We start from the raw sequence: 24,971 nt of genomic DNA, 5'->3' as shown, positions 1-24,971 counted from the left end.
AACGGCGACTAGGCGGAAACACAGTGGGGGCTCGCGAGCAGGGCGCGCAGCGGGGCGGTGTCGGGCGTGTCGGCGACGGCGGCGTCGATGGCGTCGTCCATGCCCTTCTCCCATGACTCGGGCAGAATGAGTCCAGGCTGCCCCGACCAGGCGATGTCCGGTTTCGCGTGTCCGGACTCGGCGAGGCGCAGGTGGACCATGCCCGCGAGCCCGTCGAAGACCTTGGGCCGAATGAAGTTGCGGGCTGACGACCCGGACAGTCGCGCCGCCTGATGCGGCTTGGGCATGCGGTCGGCGACCGCCATCCACAGCAGGCCGCGGTCGAACGCGTCGAGTATCTCTTCCAAGGCGGGCAACTCGTTGTCGGCCTCTGCTTCGGTCGTGGCATTTCGGTGTACGGTCGCCGTCCTGCCCGCGCCTTGCGCCGATGAGCGAAGCGCCCTGGCCACGGCGGTCCGCAGCGGCAGGGACCAGTCCTCGGCATCGGCGACCGCGCGGGCCATGACGAGGTCGTCCCAACTCATGCGCCGTAGCCGCGCCGCCTCCTGCGACAGCGTGCGCGCCTCCAAGGCGACGAACACCCGGCCAAGGTCGCGCAGCAGAGTCAGCGCGGCCGGCTCGTCGGTCGCCCCATCGGGTCGGCCATCGGTGGGCAGCTTCTCGATCAGGGCGATCCGTTCAGCTATCGGCGGGTGCGAGTCGTACTGGTGCGGCCGCGGCGGACGCTGCCCGGAGGAGAGCAGAGCGAGCCGCTCCCCGGTTCGGGCGGCGAGCAGTCGACGGAATCCGCCGTGCACCTCGCCCTCGGGCGGTAGCGCTCCCAGCGACCTGCCCATCGCGGCGTACGTCTCCAGGTAGTGGGCGTACGCGGCAGCGAGCACGGGAAGGACGCGTAGTGCAGCGGCCGTCGCGTCACGGCCCGCATGCCGGGCGGCCGTCCGGTCCGCGGCAAGCTCCTGGTGGCGGGCCACGGACTGCGAGGTCCGCAGGAACATCCGGGCGTAGCCGACGTACAGGGCACCAATCGCGTGGTGCAGCCGAGTGCTGCCCTTCTGGAAGACCTCCACCGTGTGCAGTAGCGCTTCCCGGCCGCGCATCGTGACAGCGCCGAGCCGGGTATCGAGGTTGCCGTAGTGCCCGAACTCGTGGGCGAGGACGGCACGCAGTTGCGGGACGGTCAGCCCGCCGAGCAGCGGCAGGCCCAAGAGCATGCGGCGTCGTCCGGGCAGCAGGCCCAGCAGGCGGCTTTGTTCGGCGACCCCCGCGTTGACCTCGGCGACCAGGTAAACCTCATTTGGCGGCCGTTGCCCCGTCACTTCGGCGGCGGCTTGTATCTGTCTCCACAGCTCGGGCTGTTCCTGTGGCGTGATCGCCACCCCGTGTGGCACCGGGCCCAGACGCCCGGCCCGTAGAAAGGCGAAGAGACCCCGCAGAATCGCCACCGCCAACAGGACGGTGACGGTCAGAACCATGCCTTCTACTACGACGGCGAGCCGTGGGTGGCCGCCATGGATCTTTGGCCGCTGTACGACGAGACCGACTACGCAGCTTTCGGTTGTCTCTTCGGAGTACGCGACTACGCGGGCTTCCGACCCCTTGCACCAGGCCGTGGTCTTCCCGTCGATCTGCCGACCGGGATGCGCTCGCAGTTGGGTCCTTGGACCGCATCAGGTGACCTGCACAGCGCGAGCTGGGTCAGCTGGGCGGAGCTGGCCTCGATCGACTCCACGGCGACGCCTGATCACTTCATCGGCCGACTGACCTGGCGCACGAAGTCGCTGCCGTCGATCCTGCACCAACAGCTGGTTTCCGACGCTTGGCCGCCGGAAGCCCTGTCCGCGGTAGGCGTTCCGCCGGCCGACCTGCGCACGGCCACTGGACTGGTGGAGTGGACCACCGGCGAACTGTCTTGCGCGTACCGGCCGTTGACGGTCGGCGTGGTACTGGGCCGTGAGACTCACTGGCCACATGTCTTTGCCGTGATGAGGGCCCTGGCAGGGCGCTTCGGAGACGACGGCGTTCGTCTGGTCGTGGCCTTCGACTGATCACGCAGAGCTGTCTGCCACACGACGAAGGGGACGCTGAGATGCGGCACGTCGGGCGCATTCACCCGAGTGGGCGGAAGCGTTGATCAACGCGCGGCGCCAATAGCCGCGGCAAACACGGTGAGGGCGGCAACCGACAGCTCAGTCCTTGACCGGTTCCAGGTGAACGGGCTCAGCTCCGCCCAGGTAGGGCATGTACCCCGCGTCCTCCGTGTCCACGTCCATCCTCTCCGGTGGGACGACGTGGATTCCTGCGTTGGGTGCGGGAGCCCAGCCGAGGTTGCGTGGAGTGTCGTACTCCTCGCAGTGCCCTACGTAGAGTCGGTGGCGCGAGCCCGGACCAGGGGCACCAGGTGTGCTCCGGCGACGGCCCGCCGGCAGGCCTGCGCGGTCTCGACCAGCTTGAACACCATCGCTAGGGCCGCAGCCGAGCTGCCCGCACGCCGCGGGCGACCCTGGTGCGGAGCTTGAACAAGGTGGCCGGCAAGGGCGGCCGTGCCCTTGTCAGAGCCCCGCGAGCGCTTTGCCTATGCGCAGGGATGTTCCTTTGTGCGTGACCCATCTGCTCAAGGTCTCCAGCTCCGTCCGTGCCGTCCCGTCCCCGATCAGGGCCAGTGCGACGATGCCCGCCTCGGCCACCTGAGGCGAGCGGGGAGCGTTTCCGGACCGGTGATCCAGGGAGGTCTCGACGAGGCAGGCGAGGGTGTGGGCGGTGTCCGGCCGAGGCGGAAGGAGGGAAAGCGTCCAAGCGAGTCCACGCAGCACGTGGGAGTTGTAGGGGTCGAAATACGCGTTCACATCGGACAGTTGGTTCGGATGACCGAGAAGCGGAATGGTTCGGGCCAGATGAGTCAACTCCAACCACCGTTGCACTGCTCGTCGCGCTTCCTCCGGGCCAACGGCGTCCAGAAGGGCCGATCCGGTCCTTCTCCACTTCGCCGATGGTGCGGCGGCCGTCGCCGGGGCCGCATGCTCCAGCAGTCGCTGCCACGGCTCCCCTCCGGCAGATGCCTCCCGGAGAGCAGTGTCGGCCCACGGCTCACCGGGGTTGAGCGCCGGACCAGGGAAATGGGACAGCAAGTTCTGCATTCCGGGTTCCCTGCCGTTCCCGGCCGCATGCGTGCGACGGGAACCCGGCAGGTGCGCCGCCGCACTTGTGCGCCGGAAGACAGCCAGGACGGCAGGGTCGGGCATACGCCCGGCTGCGAGTTCCGCATCGGCCAGTTCCCAGATCCGGTGGTTTGACCAGATGACGTACTGGTCCCTCAACTCGGAGAGCCGCTCCTGGCGTTCGGCAGCCAGAAGGTCCCCGTCAAGGCCACGGACGACTCCCGAGGCGGCCACGAGCAGTTCGGCGCGGAAGTAACCCAGATCCCGCCTGAACTCCCCGGCCGACCAGATGTCTTCCACGTGGGCGTACCAACGGGCCCATGTGCCGGCGAGCTCCAGTCGGTCCTGGTCGGGCAGTGCCCGCAGGAGCTCCATGTTCTCCACTCCCACACCCGTCATGGCGCCGTTGTTGCAAGCGGCCCGCATGACGGCGCGAGACAGTTCCGGTAGATCGCCGTGCTCGGCCAGAACCCGGTACTGAGCGGCCTGTTCTGCCAGAACCTGGGTGTTCCCCATCCATCTGCTCATGGTCGGCAGAGTAGAACGGGCCACTGACACCGACTCGTCCCCCACGGCTGGAGGGGCTCAGGCCGCTTTCCCGCCTGCGAAAGCGGCCATGCCCCCTGACGCAGACGACCGACAGGAGCGTGTCAGCGCGGCTTGATGATCCATGTCAAGCCGTGTTCGCAGACCGGTCCGGGGCCGCTCTGCCCTCCTTGGTACAGGTCGAACTGTCTGGCCGTTGACGGTGCTGGGACGCCGGCCCTCTTTGGTGACGGTTCAGTCGACTTGGGGTGTGCTCCGGGTCGGCTGCCTGGGCTTCGGTGAACGTGCCGTAGCCGATGGAACGGTTGAGCAGAGCGAAGCCCATGTCGCCAACGGTCAACCGGCTGGTGAAGCAGTGCCCACTCGCGGCCCGGGGGTTCGGGCCCGTGACAGGGATGCGGCAGGCCCCCTCGTGCCTGGGGGGCCGTGTCAGCCGGAGGCTTCGCCGAGGGCGGTGAGCTGGTCGGAGTGGGGCGCGCGTTCCGCGGACTGCTGCCGGACACCGGGCCGGGTACGCCTGGGCGCCGCTGCTGCTCCCGCGCACCCGGACCGGTGCCCGCGGCGGCCGGACCGGCCCGGCCCGCACTCCCGTCGGGCCGGTCCGCTCAGAGCACCGACGGTTTGGCAGTGAGCTTGGGGGATCCCTGCATGGGGGCCGCCGACGGATGGTTGTTCCCCGACTGCCCCGTGGTGGCGTTCGGAGAGGTGAGGCTCGCGGCATTGGCCATGAACTTCACCTCGCCGCCCTGTAGTTGCTTCGAGCCGAACACGTTGCCGTCCTTGGCCGCCATTCCCGCTTCGACCAGGGCCGTCCCGGCGTTCTCCCAGGTGTAGCCCTTCAGCACGTTGTGCAGGTCGTAGGCGCCGATCTTGCGGTCCACCCAGTTGTCCGAGACCTTCTCGATGGCGTCCGCCCAAGCGATGTGCCGCTGCGAGGCATCCTCGGGTGTCATGACCACGCTGTCCCTGCCCAGGTGGGCCGCACCGCGGTCGGGGTCCTGGAGGAACTTGGCCGCGCCACTGTCCCGGTTCACCAGGATCGGAATGCAGTGCGCGGCGGCCTCGGTGGCGACCATGCCGAAGCCCTCGGTCTTGGACGGCATGATCACCACATGGTTGGCGTGCATGTCGTCGACAAGGTCCTGCTTGTTCTTGGTGAAGGGCTTGACGGTGACCCTTCCCGCTCCGCCGGCGAGCTTGTCCGCCTCGGCCTGCGTCTCCTCGAGCTTTTCCGCCTTCGCGCCGCGGATGGTGAGATGCACTTTCTTGCCGCGGTCGTTGAGATGCTTCACCGCTGCCAGGGCGTCGCCGCCCCCCTTCATGGGGTCATCCATGCGCCCCATCAGCAGAACGTTGAGCTGTTCCTTCGGCGAGGGCGGGATGAAGGTCTTGACTGTTTCGCCACCGGGCATGAGATCGAGCCAGCTCTTGGCCCCCGCGGTCTCCCTCTGAATCCGCTGGATGTCCTCGGCCAGTGCTCCGCCGACACCGACACCGACGGGGGCCTTGCTGAGAATTTCCTTCTCGATCGCCAATTTGGCCAGACCCGCATCCTCCCGCATCTTGACCATGTCCGGGTCGTTCGGATCGGTGATCTTGGCCCGCTCCAGCTTCTCGGGAGAGGTGTGGAGAAAGTTCATGTGCACGGCGTCCGGATACCAGGCGGACTGTATGGCGGACGCCGCAGGTCCGGAGAACCGGCTGTGTCCGATGACGATGTCGTACTGGCCGTTTCCCTTGGGCGGGAGGCCGAAATCCTGCGGATCCCGCTGCGCCGCTTTGAGGATCGTCTGCATCTTGTCCTCGCCCTCCACCGGGGGAACCGTGTGAACGGTCGCACCTCCGTGGAGTTGCGGGTTGTCCGTTACATAGAGCAGGTCCACTTTGTGGTTCGGGTTCGCCGCGAGCCCCTCGGCGAGGAGCTGGTTGAACACGGGCACTCCGCCGAGCCCCATGCCACTCTCGTTGGAGACAACAAGGATGCGTGTCGGTGCCATGCCGGTTTCTCTTCTCTTCTGTGCTCGGAAGGTATTCGGTGGGGATCAGGATCTGGATCAGCCGTCGTACACGTCGACCCGTGGCGGGTGTTTCGGCCGGTGGCTTCCGGGCTTGCAGCCCGAGAAAGGTCCCGAGGGGTCGCGCAGAAACGCCATCGCCGGTCCCAGGAAGTCCCGGTGCCACATGGCGGGCCCGTTCATGCCGGCCTTGGCGGAGGTCATTTCCTGCCATGCCATCCACAGGCCGTAGAGGTGGGCCATCGCGTCGGGGTGCTCCCACCAGCGCGGGCACCACGGGGCGCGGGACGACTCCTCTCCGGCGTAGACCGGCAGCAGGAGGTTGTGCACCCAGATGGCGAGGCTGCGTTGAGCCGTCGTCAGGTCGTCACCCTGCTGGTAGAGGATGAACGGGGGCGGTCCCTGTTCCGCTTCCTCGCCGCCGGTGCTGTCGTCGTTCATCCGGTACGCCTTTCCTCTGTCATCTCGTCGGCCCCGTCGGGGTCTGCGAGATGACGGTTCTTCTCAGGTGCGGACGAGTGTGCCGATCGCCTCCAGCTTCTTCATGGGGGTGTCGGCCTTGTCGATCTCGGCGTGGTATTCGTCGAACGTGTTCTTTCGTGGACGCCTCGACGTTGCTCGTCGGCAGCCTCGGCTCGGAGGTCGGGAAATCGCCGCTGGACGGTTCGGCCCCGGACGGTCCCCCATGGCTCTCAGAGATGCGGGAACGCGGTTGGGCGCACCTATGCGAGTCGAGGCGCCGGCTCGTCGGTCGCGAATCGCCGGACTCCCGTTGTCGATGTGCCGGCGCCGTTCTTCGGCAGCGGCAGTGTTGCCGCGTCGATGACAGTCCGTTCGGTATCGGGCATGGACGTCCTTTCCCTCGGCGCGATCCTTCGGGTTCGCGTGCTGCCCCGTTGGCGCGGGGTGCCCTCGGAGGATTACAACGGGGCCGTGGTACGGGGGGGTTCAACGCCCGGAGGGGATTTCTTCGGCCCTCCCACAACCCGCGAATATCGCTGAACCAACATCCCGGCGGACCCGAACGGAGCGATCGGAACTGGAACGCTTCAGAGGATCCCCGCCTGGCACATCGTCACGCCGTCCCGGCGGTCTGGTCGCACTCGCGATTCAATACGGCCACCTGCGCACCGCCGTCTCGGCCGGCGAGATGGGCTGATCGCCCGCGTATGCGCCGCCCGGTCGGTTCGCCCGGTTCGGCAACGAGAGACGCGACCCCTGATGATCAAGGTTCTCGAAGCCTTTGATCACGAACAGGGGTCGCATTCGCGTGCCATCCTCCGTGATCGGTGTCCTGCGGCGCCACTGCGCGGACACCGATTCCACCTGTCCGGAACCGTCGCGGCTCACCTGTCTGGCGGACGTGCGGTGATCGTGGAGGCTGTGTGGGCCGCGCGGATCCCGCGTTGCGGTTCTTCCGTGGCGTACGGCGTGGGGTCGGCCGGGGCGGGTGGCCATTCCTTTTTCGACTGGCCTGTACGAGGGACTCCGTGGTGAAGGGGGAGCCGGCGGCCGATCGGCGGGGCGTTGTCCCAAGTGTCCGTGGGCTGCGGGCCGTTCGGGCGGCGGACATCGGACGTGTACGAGGGCGGATCGCTCAGGCCGCCAGTTCGGTCACCAGGGTGCGGATGCGCCGCTCGATCTCGTCGCGGATCGGCCGGACCGCGGCGACGCCCTGCCCGGCCGGGTCGTCGAGTCGCCAGTCGAGGTACCGCTTGCCGGGGAAGACCGGGCAGGTGTCACCGCACCCCATGGTGATCACGACGTCGGAGGCCCGTACGGCTTCCACGGTGAGCACCTTCGGTGTCTCGGCGGAGATGTCGATGCCGACCTCCTTCATCGCGTCGACGACCGCCGGGTTGACCGTGTCGGCGGGAGCGGAGCCCGCCGAGCGGACTTCGACCCGGTCGCCCGCGAGGTGGGTGAGGAACGCGGCGGCCATCTGGGACCGTCCGGCGTTGTGGACGCAGACGAACAGCACGGACGGGCGCGGGGTGGCGGTGCTCATGGCAAGTGTCTTCCGGGGAGGGGGAGGTGGGTTCAGGGAGCAGCGGACGGGGCGAGTTCGGTCTCGCCACGGGAGAGGACGGCGGCTGTGTCCGTCCCGGCGGATGCGGGGCGGCCGAACACCGCCGCCAGCAGGCCCACGCCGACAGCGGCGCCGACCAGTTGCGCGACGACGAACGGGGCGACGGAGGCCGGGGCGATGCCCGCGAACGTGTCGGTGAAGGCCCGGCCGATGGTCACCGCCGGGTTCGCGAACGACGTCGAGGACGTGAACCAGTACGCGGCCCCGATGTAGGAGGCCACCGCGGCTGACGCGAGGTGGGCGCGATCCGTACGGGCCAGGCCGAAGACCAGCAGGATGAGCCCGGCCGTCGCCACGATCTCGCCCAGCCACAGGTGACCGGCGGAGCGGTCGTGCGTGGACCACTTCACGAGTGGTTCGGCGAACATCGCGTCGGCCAGCACCGCGCCGCCGATCGCGCCCATGATCTGGGCGGGGATGTACGCGGCCGCTTCGCGCGCGGTCGTTCCGTCGCCGTTCTTCCGCCCGGTGAACCAGGCGGCCAGGGTGACCGCCGGGTTGAAGTGGGCGCCCGAGACCGGTCCGAGCAGCGTGATCAGCACGGCCAGGCCGAAGACGGTGGCGAGCGAGTTCGCGAGCAACTGCACGCCGACGTCGGGCGACAGCAGTGTCGCCTGAACGCCCGAGCCGACCACCACCGTGACCAGCGCGGCCGTTCCCACCAGTTCGGCCACGGCGCGCCGTCCGAGCGAGGCGTTCACGCGGTCACCCCGGCGGGCTCGGGAGTGGTCAGGAACGCGCCCAGCCGGTCCAGGGTGCCGGGCAGCACCCAGTAGTAGACCCAGGTGCCACGCCGCTCGCAGTCGATGAGTCCGGCCTGCCGGAGAAGCTTGAGATGGTGGGAGATCGTCGGCTGCGACAGCTCGAACGCGGGCGTCAGCTCGCACACGCACACCTCGCCGCCCTCCCGCGAGGCGATCATCGAGAGCAGCCGCAGCCGCACCGGGTCGCCCAGCGCCTTGAACGCCTTCGCCAGTTCTGCGGCCTGCTCCTCGGCCAGCGGTGCGGAGGCCAGCCCAGGGCAGCAGGCGCCGTCCGCCTCCTGACCGATCACCGCGAGCTCTTGTTTCGACATACCTCTATGTTGACGTTCTTCGATCCAAGGCGCAAGCTTGCATCAACAAACGTCAATACAAGCCGTTCCAGGGCCTGACGTGCCCCGTCATTCAGGAGTGAGTCATGAGCGATCAGTCCACTGAACTGCGCGAGACCGTTCGCCGACGGTATGCCGCCGCAGCCGTGAAGGTGACCGAGGGCGGCACCGCGTGCTGCGGGCCGCAGCCGGTCGAGGTGGACGAGAACTTCGGTTCCACCCTCTACGCGGCCCACGAGCGGGACGCCCTGCCCGCCGAAGCCGTCGCCGCCTCACTGGGCTGCGGCAACCCGACCGCCGTGGCCGATCTCCACGAAGGGGAACGCGTCCTCGACCTCGGCTCCGGCGGTGGCATCGACGTCCTGCTCTCGGCCCGCCGCGTCGGCCCCACGGGCAGGGCGTACGGCCTCGACATGACCGAGGAGATGCTCGAACTGGCCCTGGCCAACACCAGGAAGGCGGGCGCGACGAACGTCGAGTTCCTCAAGGGCACCATCGAGGCCATCCCGCTCCCCGCCAACACCGTCGACGTGGTGATCTCCAACTGTGTGATCAACCTGTCGACCGACAAGGCGGCGGTGTTCGCCGAGACGTTCCGTGTCCTGACGCCGGGCGGCCGCATCGGCGTCTCCGACGTCGTCGCCGACGACAGCCTGACACCCCAGGAGCGCGCGGAGCGCGGCGATTACGTCGGCTGCATCGCCGGCGCCCTGTCCTTCGCCGAGTACCGCGAAGGCCTTGAGGCGGCAGGGTTCGTGGACGTCGAGATCACCCCCACGCACCCCGTGGCCGACGGCATGCACTCCGCCGTCGTCCGCGCCGGCAAACCCCGGACCGAGGCGCGGACATCCCCTGCGACCGGGTCGGCCGACGCGTGCTGCGGCGTCAACGCCTGCTGCACGCCCGCCGAGACCCCGGCCGACCCCGGCGTCCCGGTCGCCGAGGCCAAGTCCGCGGCAGGCTGCGGCTGCCAGAACTGAAGGACCTTCGGTTCCAGCGGGGATGGCGACCCCGTCTTGCCGAGCCGATCCCCGTCTCGCCGAGCCGAGACCACGCCTGACCTGTCGGATCAGGTCCGTAGGCCCTGGAGCCCGTCGTAGGCGGCCATCATCATCTCCAGGCCCCGGGTGTCGTCCGCGGGCTCGCGCATCTGATGCGTCACGTAAGCCACCGCCATACGGTGTTCGGGATCGATCACGACCAAGGAACCGCCCCAGCCGCCCCACCCGTAGGTGTTGTCGAACAGTGCGTAGCCCAGGCCCCAACGGATGGGCATGCCCAGCAGGCGGTCCTCGCCGCTGAACTGCTCCTGCCTCGCACGGTCACAGCCCGCCTGCGACATCAGCCGCGTCCCGCGGACCGTTCCTCCGCAGGCCATCACCGACTGCACCAGGGCGACCGAGCGGGCGTTGCCGAATCCGTTCGCCGCGGGGATCTCCGCACGACGCCAGGCCACGCTGTTGCCGTCACGGACCCGTACGCGGGTGGCGGCGGTGGGAACCGCCTTGCCGCTGGGCGCGCTCGCGGCGTAATCCTCGCTCCGGGAGGACGGCGGGATCGCGAGTGCCACCCGGCGGTCGTGCTCGGCGGGCAGCCCGATGCGGAAGTCGGCGTCCAGCGGTCCGGCCACCTCCTCCGCGAAGAACACGCCCAGGCTGCGGCCGGTGATCCGGCGTACGACCTCGCCCACGAGGAATCCCTGGGTGAGCGAGTGGTACCCGGCAGCGCTTCCCGGCTCCCATCGCGGAGTCTGTGCGGCCAGCCGAGCCGTGGCGGCCGGCCAGTCGTAGAGGTCCTCGATCGGCCCGTCCCAGTCGGGCAGGCCCGCGGTGTGCGCGAGCAGGTGCCGCACCAGCACCTTCTCCTTGCCCGCCCTGGCGAATTCGGGCCAGTAGTGGCCGACCGGCGCGTCCAGGTCGAGCTCGCCACGGTCGACCAGGATCAGCGCGCACAGCGCCGTCATCGTCTTGGTGACGGACCAGACGCTGGTGATCGTGTCCCGCTGCCACGGGATCGCGCGGTCCGCGTCGGCGAACCCGCCCCACACGTCCACCACCGGTTCCCCGTCCACGAAGACGGCCACCGAGCCACCGGCGTCCCCCTCGTCCAGCAACGCGGACAGCGCGTTGGGCACAGCGGTGAAGAGGTCGTCGTATGAGCCCTGGATGTCGGCCATGCCTGGTATTCAGCCCGGGACGGCCGGGCGGGGCAACCGAATTCCCGGGCCGTCCTCGCCGCGCGTGACGCCGTCAGTGCGACAGCGTCGCCGGGCTTCCGCCGTTCGCCTCGTACCCCGCTACCGCGAGGGCGCGGTATATCGCGTAGTCCGCGGCCGGGTCGGGGGTCAGGGTCCAGGGCAGGGCGCCGACGTGGCCGTCGATGTGCACCAGTTGGCTCATGGCCTCGGACCAGCGCTCGCCGCGGACCAGGAAGAGGACCAGCAGATGGCGGACGTGGGCGAGCATCGGGTCGTCGGGGCGGGCCGCGTGGACCGCGTACAGCGCGCCGTGGACGGCCTTGGTCACGACCTCGCTCTGGTAGAAGCTGCGGACCAGGTTCACCTCGGGGAGGTGCTCGAAGACCGCGAAGAGCGGCATCGCCGCGAGGAGGGAGCCCTGCGGTGCGCGAGCCGCCGCGGCCTCCGCGAAGGAGTACGCCGTCTCGCGCGAGCCGTGCCACTTCTCGCACCAGTAGTGCAGGGCCGCCAGATGCGCGCCCATGTGGGCGGGCGCGCGGTCCAGGATCTTCAGCCAGAGCTTCTCGAACTCCGGCTGGGAGTAGGCGAGTCCACGGGCCACCGACAGCTCGATGACGTACGGGATCGGGTCACCGGGGGACAGCAGCGCCGCCTCGCCGCACGCGGACCGCGCCTCCTCCATGATGATCCGGAAGTCGTCGGTCCCCGGCGTCGACGTCCGCCACGCCTGCTGCACCAGGAACTCGGCGTGCACCGCCGCGCCGCCCGCGTCCTTGGGCGCCTCGGCGCGCCACACCCGCAGCCACTGCCCGCCGGGTGTCTCGCTGACCCCGCCGGGGCGCTGCTGGAGCTCCAGCGACGCGGCGCCCGCGAAGGCCTGCACCCGCTGCCAGCGCGTCTCGCCGTCGGTCTCCGTGCCGGCCAGCAGCTGCGAGGCCGCGCGGTAGTCCTGGGTCCGCTGCACCACGTCCAGGACGTTCAGCAGATCCGCGTCCGGGCCCGGCATACGGATGTCCAGCTCCTCCTGGCGCAGGAACCCGTAGTTCGCCGGGTCCGCGGCGTCCGGGTCGCCGGGCGAGACCAGCTGCACACCGGTGCGCCTGCGCCGCAGCACGGGCAGCAGGACCAGGCTGAACATGGCCAGCGCCATCAGGACCCAGAGAATCTCCATGCCTCAAGCGAACCAGACGGGTCCGACAATTGGCCAACCCGGTCCCGTTCCGTCTCGGGTCCGGCGTTCCCGGCGAGGGGTGTACGACGTCATGAACGGGGGAGCACTACGCTCGGGACTCATGAGCGACAGGCACATCAGTCAGCATTTCGAGACGCTCGCGATCCACGCGGGCAACACGGCCGACCCCCTCACCGGAGCGGTCGTCCCGCCGATCTACCAGGTCTCGACCTACAAACAGGACGGCGTCGGCGGCCTGCGCGGCGGTTACGAGTACAGCCGCAGCGCCAACCCCACCAGGACCGCCCTGGAGGAGAACCTCGCCGCCCTGGAGGGCGGTCGCCGCGGCCTCGCGTTCGCGTCGGGACTGGCGGCCGAGGACTGCCTGTTGCGTACGCTGCTGAGCCCCGGCGACCACGTGGTGATCCCCAACGACGCGTACGGCGGCACCTTCCGGCTCTTCGCGAAGGTCGTCTCCCGGTGGGGCGTGGAGTGGTCGGTGGCCGACACCAGCGACCCCGAGTCGGTACGGGCCGCCCTCACCCCGAAGACCAAGGTGATCTGGGTCGAGACACCCTCCAACCCCCTTCTCGGCATCACCGACATCGCCGTGGTCGCGCAGATCGCGCGCGAGGCGGGCGCCCGGCTCGTCGTCGACAACACCTTCGCGACGCCTTACCTCCAGCAGCCGCTCGCGCTCGGCGCGGACGTCGTCGTGCACTCCCTGACCAAGTACATGGGCGGCCACTCGGACGTCGTGGGCGGCGCCCTGATCACCGGTGACCAGGAACTCGGCGAGGAGCTGGCGTACCACCAGAACGCGATGGGCGCGGTCGCCGGCCCCTTCGACTCCTGGCTGGTGCTGCGCGGCACCAAGACGCTCTCCGTGCGCATGGACCGGCACAGCGAGAACGCGGGCCGGGTCGCCGAGATGCTCACCCGGCACGCGCGCGTGACGCGCGTTCTCTACCCGGGCCTTCCGGAGCACCCCGGTCACGAGATCGCCGCCAAGCAGATGAGGGCGTTCGGCGGCATGGTCTCCTTCCAGGTCGCGGGCGGCGAGGAGGCGGCCGTCGAGGTCTGCAACCGCGCCAAGGTCTTCACGCTCGGCGAGTCGCTGGGCGGGGTGGAGTCCCTGATCGAGCACCCGGGACGCATGACGCACGCCTCGGCGGCCGGTTCGGCGCTGGAGGTCCCCGCCGACCTCGTCCGCATCTCCGTGGGCATCGAGAACATCGACGACCTGCTCGAGGACCTTCAGCAGGCCCTGGGTTAAGAGAGAGCCGTGCCTTCCGGCCGGACGGCACGGCTTCGGCAGGCACCGGGGCAAGCGGGGGCCGTCGTCCGTCCGGAGGGACACGGTTCCAGCGGGCCCGCGGTCGAGCGGAAGCCGCCGTCCGGGCGACGGACAGCCGGCCCGTCAGTCGGTGGAGGCCCGTCGGTGGTGGAGGCCGGTCACCAGCCCGTCAGTGGTGGAGTCGTCTGCGACGGCGGCTCCACCCACGGACGGGTCGTCGCCGCCCAGACGGCGAAGACGACGGCCGCGGTGAGCAGCACCAGCCACAGCAGTCGCCGGGCCGCCGTCCTGCGGCGCAGCATGCGCCCTCCGCGGCGTACGACCTCGCCGTACAGGTCGGGCGGCATCGGGGGCGCCGGTGCCTGCTCCAGCATCCGCCGTACGGCCGCCTCGCGCTCCGGCAGGTTCATGACGGTGCCACCTCCACCCTGGCCGGCGCGGGGCCTCGGGGCGGGTGCAGCAGCGTCGCCATGGCGCGGGCGCAGATCGCCCGTACACGTTCTGTGGGGAGCCCGAGCGTGGCCGCCGCCTGCTCCTCGGCGACCCCCTCGTACAGCCTGAGCACGAGGATCAGCCGTTCCAAGGGTGTGAGCCGGGCCAGGACGTTGTCCGGTGAGGGGGGCCGCCGCCCGAAGCTCCCGTACTGGTACCAGGCGGCGCGCTGGAAGCGCACGGCCAGTTGCCGGCGGGCGCTGTCGTAGGGATCCTCGCCGTGCAGCCGGTCCCAGGAGGCGTACGTATGGGCGAGGGCCAGCGTCAGCAGCCGCCGCGCGCGCGGGTTGGCGTCCCGGGGTTCCGCGGTGAGCAGCGTGGCGGTGTGCAGCAGCCGCCCAGCCGCGCCCGCCACGAACGCCTCGAACTCCCGGGCCCGGCGGACGCCTTGGGACGCACGCCGTTCTCGCACCATGCCTCCCGCCTGAGGGCGACCCTGAGGAAGGGTCCGCGGCCGCGTGCGACCCGTCGCACCGTGTACGACGAGGACCCGGTCTCATATGAGGCCAGGGGGCGCCTTCCGGTCAAGGGTTCGGCGCACATGCACGCGCGCGTGGAGGCGTACGGAGATCTGGGGAGGCCGGGTAGGGCGCACTGCCCCCGCGCAGCTCAGGAGGTCTGCTCGGACTCCGGCACCGGCGTGTTCTGGGTTGCCTGGCGGGCGGAGAGCGCGCTGTTGAAGCGTGTGAGGAGCGCGCAGAAGACCTCGCGCTCCTCCGGCGCCCATTCGTGTGTCAGCTCGGCCATCAACTGGCGCCGGGACGTGCGTACTTCGTCGAGCCGGGACTGGCCGCGCGGGGACAGCTGGAGCACCACCGCGCGTCCGTCCTCGGGGTGCGAGGTGCGCTTGACGAGCCCGGTGTCGACCAGCGGGGCGACCTGCCGGGTGACCGTCGAGGAGTCGATCCCCATGCTCGCCGCGAGCGCCTTGACGCCCATCGGCCCTTCCTTGTCGAGACGGTTGAGCAGCAGGTACGCGGCACGGTCCATGGAGTTGCGCACCTGCCCCACCCCGCCGAGCCGGGTCTGTTCCGCACGGCGCGCGAAGACCGCGACCTCGTGCTGAAGGGCTTCGAGAAGACCGGTGTCACCGACGGTCGTCATGTCCATCGACATCTCTGGTGTTGTGGGCATGGCCGGGGGCTCAATTCATGCGTGGGGAGCTGGGTTGGGGGACAGGTTACGCGGCCGGGGCGCGGGCCGTACCGGGGCTGCGCAAACCGAGTCTCGGTGCGTGGTCACGACGGGAGTGCGCCCGCGTGAACTGCGAGACTGGTGGTCATGAGCTACAGCACGGCTGACTCCTTTCCCGGCGTGACTCTCGACGACGTACGCGGCGCGCAGAAGATGCTCACGGGTGTGGCGCGGGTGACCGCGATGGAGGGCAGCAGGTACCTGTCCCAGCTGGTGGGCGCCCCCGTGCAGTTCAAGTGCGAGAACCTCCAGCGGACGGGATCGTTCAAGCTGCGCGGCGCCTACGTGCGGATCGCGGGCCTGCTTCCCGAGGAGCGCGCCGCGGGTGTCGTCGCCGCGAGCGCCGGCAACCACGCGCAGGGCGTCGCGCTCGCGTCCTCTCTGCTCGGTGTGCGGTCCACCGTGTTCATGCCGACCGGCGCCCCGCTGCCGAAGGTCGCGGCCACCCGTGAATACGGCGCGGAGGTGAGGCTGCACGGGCAGGTGGTCGACGAGACCCTGGCCGCCGCGCAGGAGTACGCGCGCAGAACGGGGGCCGTGTTCATCCACCCCTTCGACCACCCCGACGTCATCGCGGGGCAGGGCACGGTCGGTCTGGAGATCCTGGAGCAGTGCCCCGAGGTGCGCACGATCGTCCTGGGGATCGGCGGCGGCGGGCTGGCGGCGGGCGTGGCCGTCGCGGTGAAGTCGCTGCGCCCGGACGTACGGATCATCGGCGTGCAGGCGGAGGGCGCTGCGGCGTATCCGCCCTCGCTCGCGGCCGGGCGGCCGGTGTCCATCGAGAACCCGGCCACGATGGCCGACGGCATCAAGGTCGGCCGCCCCGGCGACGTGCCGTTCCGCCTCGTCGAGGAACTGGTCGACGAGGTCCGTACGGTCTCCGAGAACAATCTGTCCAGCGCCCTGCTGTTGTGCCTGGAGCGCGCCAAGCTGGTCGTCGAACCGGCCGGCGCGAGCTCCGTGGCGGCGCTGCTGCGCGCTCCCGGCGCCTTCGAGGGCCCGGTGGTGGCACTGCTGTCGGGCGGGAACGTGGATCCGCTGCTGATGCAGCGCATCCTGCGGCACGGCATGGCGGCGGGCGGCCGCTATCTGGCGGTGACGCTGCGGCTCACGGACCGGCCCGGCGCGCTGGCCACACTTCTCGGCGTGTTGTCGGTGGCCGACGCCAACGTCCTGGACGTGAGCCACGTACGGACCGATCCGCGGCTCGGGCTCACGGAGGTGGAGGTCGAGCTGCACCTGGAGACGAAGGGGCACGAGCACTGCGCCGAGGTGAATCTGGCGCTGCGCGAGGCGGGGTACACGGTCATCGACTGAGGTCGGAGCCGGTCGTCGCACTCGGGGAAAATCCATTGAGTGACGCGATACATCGCGTTACGGTGTGTGTGTCTGGGTCGGCGCCCGGTCGGGGTCGAGCCGGAAACTGTTCTCGTTGCGTACAAGTCCGAATCGCGTGCAGATCCGAGAAAATCCCCAACGACGTGGAGAACTCTCATGCCGGGTGCCATCTACGCCGAAGGCCTGGTGAAGACCTTCGGTGACATAAGGGCTCTGGACGGTGTCGACCTCGATGTTCCGGAAGGCACCGTGCTCGGCCTGCTCGGGCCGAACGGCGCGGGCAAGACGACCGCGGTCCGCTGTCTGACGACCCTGCTGCGCCCCGACAGCGGCAGGGCCGTCGTCGCGGGCATCGACGTGGTCAAGGACCCCGACGCGGTACGGCGCAGAGTCGGCCTCTCCGGACAGTTCGCGGCGGTCGACGAGTACCTGACCGGCCGCGAGAACCTCCAGATGGTCGGCCGGCTCTACCAGATGAGGGCGAAGGCCGCGAAGGCCCGCGCGGCCGAGCTCCTGGAGCATTTCAACCTCGCCGACGCCGCCGACCGCACCGCGAAGACGTACTCCGGCGGTATGCGCCGCCGCCTCGACCTGGCCGCGGCCCTGGTCGTGTCGCCCCCGGTGATGTTCATGGACGAGCCGACGACCGGCCTCGACCCGCGCAACCGCCAGCAGCTGTGGGACGTCATCAAGCAGCTGGTCTCCGGCGGTACGACGCTGCTGCTGACCACCCAGTACCTCGAAGAGGCCGACCACCTCGCGCACGACATCTGCGTGGTCGACCACGGCCGCGTCATCGCCCGCGGCACCGCCGACGAGCTCAAGGCGCAGACCGGCGGCGAGCGCGTCGAGGTCGTCGTGCACGAGCGCGAACACATCGCGACCGCCTCCGAGGTGCTGCGCGGCTTCGGCAAGGGCGAGACCACGGTCGAGGAGCACACCCGCAAGCTCACCGTGCCGGTCACCGGCGGCGCGAAGCTCCTCGCGGAGGTGATCCGCGAGCTGGACTCCCGGGGCATCGAGATCGACGACATCGGCCTGCGCCGCCCCACCCTCGACGACGTCTTCCTCTCCCTCACCGGGCACGTGGCCGAGGAGGAGGCCGAGGGGAAGGCCGAGGGGAACGGCGGGTCCGCGGACGCCCGGACCGACAAGGGCAAGGCAGCCCGGACCGACAAGAGCGAGAAGGAGGCCGCGAAGTGAGCGCCGTCAGCGACACCGTGCAGGTCGCGGCGCCCTCGAACCCCGTCGTCCGGTCCATCCGGGATTCCCTGGTCATCGCCAAGCGGAATCTGATCCGGATGTCCCGGATTCCCGAGATGGTCATCTTCGGGCTCATCCAGCCGATCATGTTCGTGGTGCTGTTCACCTACGTCTTCGGCGGGTCGATGAAGATCGGCGGCAGCACCAGCGCCACCGACTACACCAACTTCCTGATGGCCGGCATCTTCGCCCAGACCGTCACCTTCGCCACCGCGGGCGCCGGCGCGGGTATCGCCGACGACATGCACAAGGGCCTCATCGACCGCTTCCGCTCGCTGCCCATGGCACGCGGCGCGGTGCTCACCGGCCGCACCCTGGCCGACCTCGTACAGACCGCGCTGACCCTGCTGGTCCTCGCGATCGTCGCCCTGATGGTCGGCTGGCGGGTCGGCTCGAACGGCAGCACCAACGCGTTCCGCGTCCTCGGGGCCTTCGGGCTGCTGCTCCTGCTGGGGTACGCGTTCACCTGGATCGGCGCGCTCATCGGTCTGTCCGTGCGGACGCCGGAGGCGGCCACCTCCGGCGGGCTGATCTGGCTCTTCCCGGTCACGTTCATCTCGAACGCGTTCGTGGACACCAGCAACATGACCCCCTGGCTGCAGCATGTCGCGGACTGGAACCCGTTCAGCGCGACCGTGCAGGCGTGCCGCGTGCTGTTCGCCAATCCCGGGGTGTCGACGTCCCAGGCGTGGCCCATGCAGCACTCGATCCGGGCCTCGCTGATCTACTCCGTCCTGATCGTCCTGATCTTCCGGACGCTCGCGGTCCGCAAGTACCGCTCGGCGACGGCGTGACGCGGGCGTCGGCCCCTGCGCCGACGCCGACGCGGACATCGAGGCGGATATGACGATGCCCCCGGCGTGCGGCCGGGGGCGTCGTCGTCGCCGGTCCTGGTCTCAGCCCTGGTACGGCACGGCCTTGAGGATCTTCACCGAGGCGGGCTTGCCGTTCGGCAGCTCGTACCGGGCGTCCTCGCCGACCTTCTTGCCGTTCACGCCGGAGCCCAGCGGGGACTGCGGAGAGTACGTCTCGATGGCGGCGTTCGCGTACTCGCGCGAGCCGAGCAGGAAGTCCAGGGTGTCGTCCTCGTCGCCGTCGAAGGCGATGGTGACGACCATGCCCGGTGCGACCACGCCGTCCGCCGCGGGAGCCTCGCCGACCTTGGCGTTCTCCAGGAGCTGGGTCAGCTGGCGCACTCGGAGCTCCTGCTTGCCCTGCTCTTCCTTGGCCGCGTGGTACCCGCCGTTCTCGCGCAGGTCGCCCTCCTCGCGCGCGGCGGCGATCTTGCCGGCGATCTCCGTGCGCGCAGGACCAGACAGGTACTCCAGCTCGGCCCTGAGCTGGTTGTACGCCTCCTGGGTCAGCCAGGTGACGTTCTCGCTGGTCTGGGTCACAGGTGCTCCTCGTAGGTACTGGGAATACAAAGCATCGCCCTACCCTGAAGCATGTTCTCTCACGGGTGGGCGAAACCACGAGCCTAACAATTCAGCGGCTCTGAGGGGAGGACATAAGACATCAGAATTGCGTCAACGCAGGTCAGCTACCAGTTGCTGAGAGTGATGCCGGTCTGCGTCGACGCCATGGCCTCCGGGTCGGCGGTGCCGCTCAGCCCGCGTGGCAGCCGAGGAGTTCCGCCGTGGAGCCACGGGCTGTCGTACGCAGGGTGACCACCTTGTCGAGGCGGGAGGAGTCCTGGTCGAAGCGGAAGTCGGCGCGGCCGACCTCGAGGCCGTCGGCGCTCTGTGAACGCAGCGTGCAGTAGCCGTGCGTGCCCGAGTCCTTGTGCACTTCCAGATGCACCTCGACCGCGCTGTCCGAGACCGCCGCGAAGGTGATCACCTGGGCGCTGATCTTGGTCCCGGCGATGTAGTGGTAGCCGAACCAGCCGACCAGCACGAACAGGACGGCGCCCAGGACGCTCCCGATGATCTTGAGCGTCCGGTCGGCACGCTCGTCCGCGGAGCGGCCGTACCGGCCCTCGGGCAGCTGCGCGCTCGCCGTACTCATGATCGTCCTCTCGGCTGGGGCCCGTGAGGAGGACCCCGGAATTATTCGCCCCCCGATTCCGTCACTATAGAAGCCGCCCGAAGCGCTGATTCACGCCGGGCGCCGACAGCCGACCTACTCAGGCGACAGCCGACCGACCGAGGATTGAGTCTTGACTGACCAGCTGCGACTGATGGCCGTGCACGCCCACCCCGACGACGAGTCGAGCAAGGGCGCGGCCACCATGGCGAAGTACGTGTCCGAGGGGGTGGACGTGCTGGTCGTGACCTGCACGGGCGGGGAGCGCGGCTCCATCCTCAATCCCAAGCTTCAGGGCGACAGGTACATCGAGGAGAACATCCACGAGGTACGCAAGAAGGAGATGGACGAGGCCCGCGAGATCCTCGGCGTCAAGCAGGAGTGGCTGGGCTTCGTCGACTCGGGCCTGCCCGAGGGCGACCCGCTGCCCCCGCTCCCCGAGGGCTGCTTCGCCCTGGAGGACCTGGACAAGGCGGCCGGCGAGCTGGTCAGGCAGATCCGCTCGTTCCGCCCGCAGGTGATCACCACGTACGACGAGAACGGTGGCTACCCGCACCCCGACCACATCATGACCCACAAGATCTCGATGGTGGCGTTCGAGGGCGCGACGGACACCGAGAAGTACCCGGAGTCCGAGTTCGGGCCGGCGTTCCAGCCGCGGAAGCTCTACTACAACCAGGGCTTCAACCGCCCGCGCACCGAGGCGCTGCACCACGCGCTCCTGGACCGCGGACTGGAGTCGCCGTACGGGGACTGGCTGAAGCGCTGGAGCGAGTTCGAGCGCGCCGAGCGCACGCTGACCACGCACGTTCCGTGCGCGGACTTCTTCGAGATCCGTGACAAGGCGCTGATCGCGCACGCCACGCAGATCGACCCCGACGGCGGCTGGTTCAAGGTCCCCATGGACATCCAGCGGGAGGTCTGGCCGACCGAGGAGTACGAGCTCGCGAAGTCCCTCGTCGATACATCCCTCCCCGAGGACGACCTCTTTGCGGGCATCCGCGACAATGCCTGACATGAGCGCAAGCCTGGCACTGACGCACCTCGTCCCCCTCGCCAAGGAGGTCGACGAGAACAAGGTCACCCCCGGCGTCCTCGGCTTCATCGTCTTCGCGGTGATGGCCCTGGCCGTCTGGGGTCTGATGAAGTCCATGAACCGCCACATGGGCAAGGTCACCTTCGAGCAGGACCCCGAGAACAAGGCGGCGGGCCCCGGTGACGCGGAACGGTCCGCCTCCGGTGCGGCGGCGTCCGGCACCGGCTCCGGTGGGAAGGCCGCACCCGCGAAGGGCTGAGCCCGCCCCCGCGGGAGCTCCGGCCCTCGCGGGAGCGCCTCACCAGCCCTCACGTCACCACGGTCACGCCCATCACCTCGCGGGCGTGCCGTCCCGGCACCATGCCCAGGCGCCAGGCCTGCCAGCCGGCGTCCAGGTCGACTCCCCGCTCCAGCAGCAGCTGGTACGCCTCGATGAAGTCGTCGAGCCTGCCGTCCCGGGTGGGGTGGCCGGCTCGCGAGAGCTGCGACAGCTCCTCCTGGGCCACGGCCGCGCCCACCTCGTGGCCGCCCGGGGCCGCGTAGGGGAGCAGGGTGCAGCGCAGAAAGCGGGCCCAGTCCTCCCCGCGATGGTCGCCGTACGAGGCGAACAGGCCGAGAGCCTCCTCGCACAGGGTCAGCGCCTGCTGCGTACGGACGTTGCCGGCGTCGACGACGGCGAGCTCCAGGCAGGTCCAGGCCTCGCCGTGCGCCACCCCGATGCGCTGGAAGTCGGCGCGGGCGTCGACGAGGAGCTGGCGGGCGAAGCCCGAGTTCCGCAGCGAGCCCGTCTGCGCGGCGCGCTGGTCGCGGGTCACCCGGGCCGAGTGGTGACGGGCGCACGCCAGGCCGTAGACGTCCCGCATCCGGGAGAACATCGTCCGGGAGCGCTCCAGCTCGCGCACCGCCTGGTTCAGGTCGCCGGTCTCCTCCAGGGCCTGGCCCAGGTAGTAGACCGTCCAGGCCTCGCCGCGCGCGTCCTCGTTCTCGCGGTGCCGGGAGGCCGCCTGGCGCAGCCCGTCGACCGCGGAGGACGGGTCGCCCTCGACGAGCCGGGCGCGGGCCAGCTGGGTGAGCGCCCAGGCCTCGCCACGGGCGTCGCGCGTACGGCCGTACAGATCGAGCGCCTCGCGCAGCTCACGCTCGGCGCGCGCCACGTCGCCCATCCGCAGGCCCAGCTGGCCGAGCTGGAAGTGGGCCCAGGCCTCACCGTGCACCGAACCGCTCTCGCCGTGCAGGACGAGGGCTTCGGTGAGGAGGCCGAGGGCCTGGGCGAGCCGGGATCTGTCGCGCTCCACCGCCGCCAGCGCGTGCATCGTCCAGGCACGGTCGGCCGCCAGCTCGGGTGAGGCCTGGAGGTCCATGGCCTCCTGGAGCTTGGCCGCCGCCTCGATGAGGTTGCCCTGGTGGTGCAGCGTGATGCCGAGGGAGCACAGCGCCCTGGCGGCCCCGGCGTCGTGATGGGCCTCGAAATAGAGGTCCACGACCGCCGCCAGGGTCGTCCGCGCCTTGTCCAGCTCGCCCAGCTGGCGGGCCGCGATACCGGTGCGCCACTGCACCGATCGGACGAGGAGTCCCTGGTCGACGGCCTGGGTCAGCTCGCTGATCTCGCCCAGCCGGTAGAGGTCGCCGCGCAGCAGGCAGTAGTCGCACAGGGCGCCCAGCAGGTTGAGCACCGCCGCCTGGTTCACCCCCTCCGCCTGCCGCAGGGTCGCCGTGATGAAGCTCGACTCGTCGTCCAGCCAGCGGAGCGCGGCGTCCAGGGAGGTGAAGCCGTGCGGCCCGAACTGGTCGGCGCGCGTCGACGTCTTGCCGTCCACCAGCCGGATCACCGAGTCGGCGAGCTCCGCGTAGTTCACGATCAGGCGATCCTGCGCCGCCGTGCGCTCCGAGGGTTCCTCCTCGTCGAGGAGGCGGGCGGCGGCGAACGCCCGCACGAGATCGTGCAGGCGATAGCGGCTGCCGCGCACATGGTCGATCAGGCCCGCCCGGGAGAGCGCGGTCAGATGACGGACGGCCTCGGGCTCGTCCGTCGCGAGGAGGGACGCCGCCGCTGCCGCGCCCAGCGAGGCGCGACCGGCCAGGGCCAGCCGGCGCAGCAGCCGGCGCGCCATGTCCGACTGGTCCGTGTAGCGCAGCCACAGCACCCGCTCGACGGGTTCCACGGGGCCGTAGGCCGCGAGGTCGGTGGCCAGTTCGCGCGGGGTGCGCGGGCCGAGCGAGGAGCCCGCGACGCGCAGGGCCAGCGGCAGACCGCCGCACAACTCCCGTATCCGGTCGGTGGATTCGGCGTCGTACGGACCGGACGCGTCCTGTGCCGCCGCGGTCAGCAGTTCCTCGGAGCCCGCCGCGTCCAGTGCCTCGACAGGGACCTGGTGCACCCAGGCGGGGAGGTCGGCGGGCAGGTCGAGCGGCCCCCGAGCGGTGACCAGGACCAGGCTCTCCGAGCGCTCGGGGACCAGGGTGCGCACCTGCTCGGCGTCGCTCGCGTCGTCCAGCACGATCGTCACGGGCAGGCCCGTCAGATGCTGGTGATACAGCTCGCTCAGTCGTCTGACCTGCTGGTCCTGCGAGGAGCGCTCACGGAAGAGGAGCTGTTCGCGCGGGGCGCCGAGCCGGTTCAGCAGGTGGAGCAGCGCGTCGCGGGTGGTGAGCGGCGGGTCGTCCGGGCTGTCGCCCCGCAGGTCGACCACGCACGCGCCGCGGAACTGGTCCTTGAGGGCGTGCGCCACCCGGACCGCGAGCGTGCTGCGGCCCGAGCCGGGCGCGCCGTGCAGCACCACGACCGTCGGCTTCGACTCCGTGCTCGCCCGCGCCGCGTGCACCCACTGCGCGACCCGCGACAGTTCGGTCCGGCGCCCGGTGAACGGACCCTCCTGCTCCGGCAGTTGACTGAAGGACTGCTCAAGCACACTCCGCCGCCGGGCAGCCGCGCTCTTGTCGGTGCGCCGCAGCTGGGGCGCACCCTTCTTCGCGCCGGTGGAGGCGTTCAGCACCCGCTGCTGGTCGAGGAACGGGCGGACGCCCCGTACCTCAAGGGCCGTCAGCCATTGCAGACGCAGCTGCTCGGGGCCGCCGGGCTGCCCCAGCGCTCCGGCCCGGCGGCTCGCGGCCGGCACGTGCGAGGCCGTCACCTTCAGGACGGTCGCCGCCGCGCCCGCCACGGCCACCGTCGCGCCGGTGCCGACGGCCGTGCCCGCGCCGGTACCGAGGGCCAGGTCGGTGACGACGGCCGCGAGGGCGCCGACGACCGCCACCAGCAGGGGAGTTCCGGATCCCTCACGAGCGAACCGCTGCCCGAAGCTCTGCCGTCCCGCCTCCGACTCGTCCAGCGCCCCGGTGTACGCCGAGTACTCCTCGGCGGCCGTCTCCGCCATCGCGTCGAGCGCGGCCCGCGTCCGTGACAGCAGCGCACCCCCGTCCACCCGCCCCCCGGAGCGGCGTACCTCCTCCTCGACGGCCCGCACCAACAGCCGCTCGGCCTCCGCCCGATGGCTGTCCCGCATGTGACGTCCCCCTCCGGCAGCAACTCCCTGGCCTATGAGTGTCCTTCGGGGAGGACGCGAGCGCGAGAGGGCCGTCGATCAATCCCGCGGATCGCGTCCGCCGGCCGGCGCGGAGCCCACCTTCTCCAGGACACGGGACCTGTCCCGTCTTTCGCTGGGAGCCCGCCCCTTGGAGAGGGCGACGAAGACACACGCGCAGGCGAGCGCCGCCTCCGCCACCGCACAGGCGAGGGCCTGGAGGAGAGGGGCGCCCGGCTGCGCGGTGGTTATGTCGAACCAGGCGTCGAGCACCGCGACCGAGGCCGTCGCCGAGGCCGTCAGCCGGACGCGCGGGTCGCCGCGCAGCCCCAGCACGGCGGTGGCCGCGCAGCCCGCCGCCATCAGCACGTCGAGCCCCAGCCAGGCCACCTGCCAGTTCCGCACCTCGGTGCTCGCCGGGAGTGTCAGCACGAGGAGCACCATCCATGGCACGAGCGCCATGGCGGCGACGCCGAGCAGCACGAGAGCCCACTTGCTTCGCGTGACAGCACGATTCATCCGCATGCCTCCACGATAGG

Annotated in this window: 24 protein-coding genes and 1 pseudogene; 8 read left to right on the top strand and 17 right to left on the bottom strand. The window is 70.3% G+C overall.

Annotated elements, in window-relative coordinates; genetic code table 11:
* Nucleotides 1-8 precede the first annotated feature (8 nt).
* Nucleotides 9-1,472, bottom strand: coding sequence for a M48 family metallopeptidase (locus ACZ6KY_RS03030; RefSeq protein WP_469308560.1), 1,464 nt, complete (start codon nucleotides 1,470-1,472; stop codon nucleotides 9-11).
* A 36-nt stretch (nucleotides 1,473-1,508) separates the two neighbouring features.
* Here ACZ6KY_RS03030 and ACZ6KY_RS03025 point away from each other — a divergent pair, with 36 nt between their 5' ends.
* Nucleotides 1,509-2,045: a hypothetical protein gene (locus ACZ6KY_RS03025; RefSeq protein ID WP_469308559.1), complete on the top strand. Its 537-nt coding sequence runs from the start codon at nucleotides 1,509-1,511 to the stop codon at nucleotides 2,043-2,045.
* A 311-nt stretch (nucleotides 2,046-2,356) separates the two neighbouring features.
* Here ACZ6KY_RS03025 and ACZ6KY_RS03020 read toward each other — a convergent pair.
* The 7 genes and pseudogenes from ACZ6KY_RS03020 to ACZ6KY_RS02990 form a co-directional block, all read right to left on the bottom strand.
* A pseudogene (locus ACZ6KY_RS03020) lies at nucleotides 2,357-2,517 on the bottom strand (IS256 family transposase); the annotation flags it as partial.
* 32 nt (nucleotides 2,518-2,549) lie between these two features.
* Nucleotides 2,550-3,683, bottom strand: a complete 1,134-nt coding sequence (locus ACZ6KY_RS03015; RefSeq protein WP_469308558.1) for a hypothetical protein — start codon at nucleotides 3,681-3,683, stop codon at nucleotides 2,550-2,552.
* 623 nt (nucleotides 3,684-4,306) lie between these two features.
* Nucleotides 4,307-5,698 carry a glycosyltransferase family 4 protein gene (locus ACZ6KY_RS03010; protein WP_469308557.1) on the bottom strand — a complete coding sequence of 464 codons (1,392 nt, stop codon included), beginning with the start codon at nucleotides 5,696-5,698 and terminating at the stop codon, nucleotides 4,307-4,309.
* Nucleotides 5,699-5,755: 57 nt separating this feature from the next.
* Nucleotides 5,756-6,157: a DUF4913 domain-containing protein gene (locus ACZ6KY_RS03005; RefSeq protein ID WP_469308556.1), complete on the bottom strand. Its 402-nt coding sequence runs from the start codon at nucleotides 6,155-6,157 to the stop codon at nucleotides 5,756-5,758.
* A gap of 1,156 nt (nucleotides 6,158-7,313) precedes the next feature.
* Entirely contained in the window at nucleotides 7,314-7,724 is a 411-nt protein-coding gene (locus ACZ6KY_RS03000; RefSeq protein WP_469308555.1) for an arsenate reductase ArsC, read from the bottom strand.
* Between the two features lie 32 nt (nucleotides 7,725-7,756).
* Nucleotides 7,757-8,506 carry an aquaporin gene (locus tag ACZ6KY_RS02995; protein WP_469308554.1) on the bottom strand — a complete coding sequence of 250 codons (750 nt, stop codon included), beginning with the start codon at nucleotides 8,504-8,506 and terminating at the stop codon, nucleotides 7,757-7,759.
* Entirely contained in the window at nucleotides 8,503-8,880 is a 378-nt protein-coding gene (locus ACZ6KY_RS02990; RefSeq protein WP_469308553.1) for an ArsR/SmtB family transcription factor, read from the bottom strand. The genes ACZ6KY_RS02995 and ACZ6KY_RS02990 overlap by 4 nt, the downstream gene beginning before the upstream one ends.
* Before the next feature lie 104 nt (nucleotides 8,881-8,984).
* Here ACZ6KY_RS02990 and arsM point away from each other — a divergent pair, with 104 nt between their 5' ends.
* Nucleotides 8,985-9,878: an arsenite methyltransferase gene (arsM, locus tag ACZ6KY_RS02985; protein ID WP_469308552.1), complete on the top strand. Its 894-nt coding sequence runs from the start codon at nucleotides 8,985-8,987 to the stop codon at nucleotides 9,876-9,878.
* Between the two features lie 89 nt (nucleotides 9,879-9,967).
* On the opposite strand, the gene ACZ6KY_RS02980 is transcribed toward arsM, so the two are convergent.
* Complete coding sequence (locus tag ACZ6KY_RS02980) at nucleotides 9,968-11,074, bottom strand: serine hydrolase domain-containing protein (RefSeq protein WP_469308551.1); 1,107 nt, start codon at nucleotides 11,072-11,074, stop codon at nucleotides 9,968-9,970.
* Between the two features lie 73 nt (nucleotides 11,075-11,147).
* On the bottom strand, nucleotides 11,148-12,266 hold the full coding sequence (locus ACZ6KY_RS02975; RefSeq protein ID WP_469308550.1) for a hypothetical protein: 1,119 nt from the start codon (nucleotides 12,264-12,266) through the stop codon (nucleotides 11,148-11,150).
* Nucleotides 12,267-12,387: 121 nt separating this feature from the next.
* Between ACZ6KY_RS02975 and ACZ6KY_RS02970 the strand changes: the two genes are divergently transcribed.
* On the top strand, nucleotides 12,388-13,542 hold the full coding sequence (locus ACZ6KY_RS02970) for a cystathionine gamma-synthase (RefSeq protein WP_469308549.1): 1,155 nt from the start codon (nucleotides 12,388-12,390) through the stop codon (nucleotides 13,540-13,542).
* 179 nt (nucleotides 13,543-13,721) lie between these two features.
* Here the strand turns inward: ACZ6KY_RS02970 and ACZ6KY_RS02965 are convergent, their stop codons facing one another.
* The 3 genes from ACZ6KY_RS02965 to ACZ6KY_RS02955 form a co-directional block, all read right to left on the bottom strand.
* Nucleotides 13,722-13,973, bottom strand: coding sequence for a hypothetical protein (locus ACZ6KY_RS02965; RefSeq protein ID WP_469308548.1), 252 nt, complete (start codon nucleotides 13,971-13,973; stop codon nucleotides 13,722-13,724).
* Nucleotides 13,970-14,467: a sigma factor-like helix-turn-helix DNA-binding protein gene (locus ACZ6KY_RS02960; protein ID WP_469308954.1), complete on the bottom strand. Its 498-nt coding sequence runs from the start codon at nucleotides 14,465-14,467 to the stop codon at nucleotides 13,970-13,972. The genes ACZ6KY_RS02965 and ACZ6KY_RS02960 overlap by 4 nt, the downstream gene beginning before the upstream one ends.
* 197 nt (nucleotides 14,468-14,664) lie before the next feature.
* Complete coding sequence (locus tag ACZ6KY_RS02955) at nucleotides 14,665-15,171, bottom strand: MarR family winged helix-turn-helix transcriptional regulator (RefSeq protein WP_469308953.1); 507 nt, start codon at nucleotides 15,169-15,171, stop codon at nucleotides 14,665-14,667.
* 165 nt (nucleotides 15,172-15,336) lie between these two features.
* Between ACZ6KY_RS02955 and ilvA the strand changes: the two genes are divergently transcribed.
* The 3 genes from ilvA (at nucleotide 15,337) to ACZ6KY_RS02940 (ending at nucleotide 18,644) form a co-directional block, all read left to right on the top strand.
* Complete coding sequence (ilvA, locus tag ACZ6KY_RS02950; RefSeq protein ID WP_469308547.1) at nucleotides 15,337-16,566, top strand: threonine ammonia-lyase; 1,230 nt, start codon at nucleotides 15,337-15,339, stop codon at nucleotides 16,564-16,566.
* Between the two features lie 177 nt (nucleotides 16,567-16,743).
* A complete protein-coding gene (locus tag ACZ6KY_RS02945) occupies nucleotides 16,744-17,790 on the top strand; it encodes an ATP-binding cassette domain-containing protein (RefSeq protein WP_469308546.1) in 1,047 nt (348 codons plus the stop codon).
* On the top strand, nucleotides 17,787-18,644 hold the full coding sequence (locus tag ACZ6KY_RS02940; protein WP_469308545.1) for an ABC transporter permease: 858 nt from the start codon (nucleotides 17,787-17,789) through the stop codon (nucleotides 18,642-18,644). Before ACZ6KY_RS02945 ends, ACZ6KY_RS02940 begins: the two co-directional genes overlap by 4 nt.
* Nucleotides 18,645-18,746: 102 nt before the next feature.
* Here ACZ6KY_RS02940 and greA read toward each other — a convergent pair whose 3' ends face one another.
* Together greA and ACZ6KY_RS02930 are read right to left on the bottom strand one after the other, a co-directional pair.
* On the bottom strand, nucleotides 18,747-19,244 hold the full coding sequence (gene greA / locus ACZ6KY_RS02935) for a transcription elongation factor GreA (RefSeq protein WP_469308544.1): 498 nt from the start codon (nucleotides 19,242-19,244) through the stop codon (nucleotides 18,747-18,749).
* 211 nt (nucleotides 19,245-19,455) lie between these two features.
* Nucleotides 19,456-19,857, bottom strand: coding sequence for a DUF4307 domain-containing protein (locus ACZ6KY_RS02930; RefSeq protein WP_469308543.1), 402 nt, complete (start codon nucleotides 19,855-19,857; stop codon nucleotides 19,456-19,458).
* Nucleotides 19,858-20,008: 151 nt separating this feature from the next.
* Between ACZ6KY_RS02930 and mca the strand changes: the two genes are divergently transcribed.
* Nucleotides 20,009-20,890, top strand: coding sequence for a mycothiol conjugate amidase Mca (mca, locus tag ACZ6KY_RS02925; RefSeq protein WP_469308542.1), 882 nt, complete (start codon nucleotides 20,009-20,011; stop codon nucleotides 20,888-20,890).
* Between the two features lies 1 nt (nucleotide 20,891).
* Nucleotides 20,892-21,170, top strand: a complete 279-nt coding sequence (locus ACZ6KY_RS02920; RefSeq protein ID WP_469308541.1) for a hypothetical protein — start codon at nucleotides 20,892-20,894, stop codon at nucleotides 21,168-21,170.
* A gap of 49 nt (nucleotides 21,171-21,219) precedes the next feature.
* Here the strand turns inward: ACZ6KY_RS02920 and ACZ6KY_RS02915 are convergent, their stop codons facing one another.
* A complete protein-coding gene (locus tag ACZ6KY_RS02915; RefSeq protein WP_469308540.1) occupies nucleotides 21,220-24,414 on the bottom strand; it encodes a tetratricopeptide repeat protein in 3,195 nt (1,064 codons plus the stop codon).
* A gap of 78 nt (nucleotides 24,415-24,492) precedes the next feature.
* Nucleotides 24,493-24,957 (bottom strand): hypothetical protein, encoded by a 465-nt coding sequence (locus ACZ6KY_RS02910; RefSeq protein WP_469308539.1) that lies wholly within the window; start codon nucleotides 24,955-24,957, stop codon nucleotides 24,493-24,495.
* Nucleotides 24,958-24,971: the final 14 nt, after the last annotated feature.

Source organism: Streptomyces sp. NPDC042002 (assembly GCF_055588305.1).
This window is presented reverse-complemented; position numbering and strand designations above follow the sequence as displayed.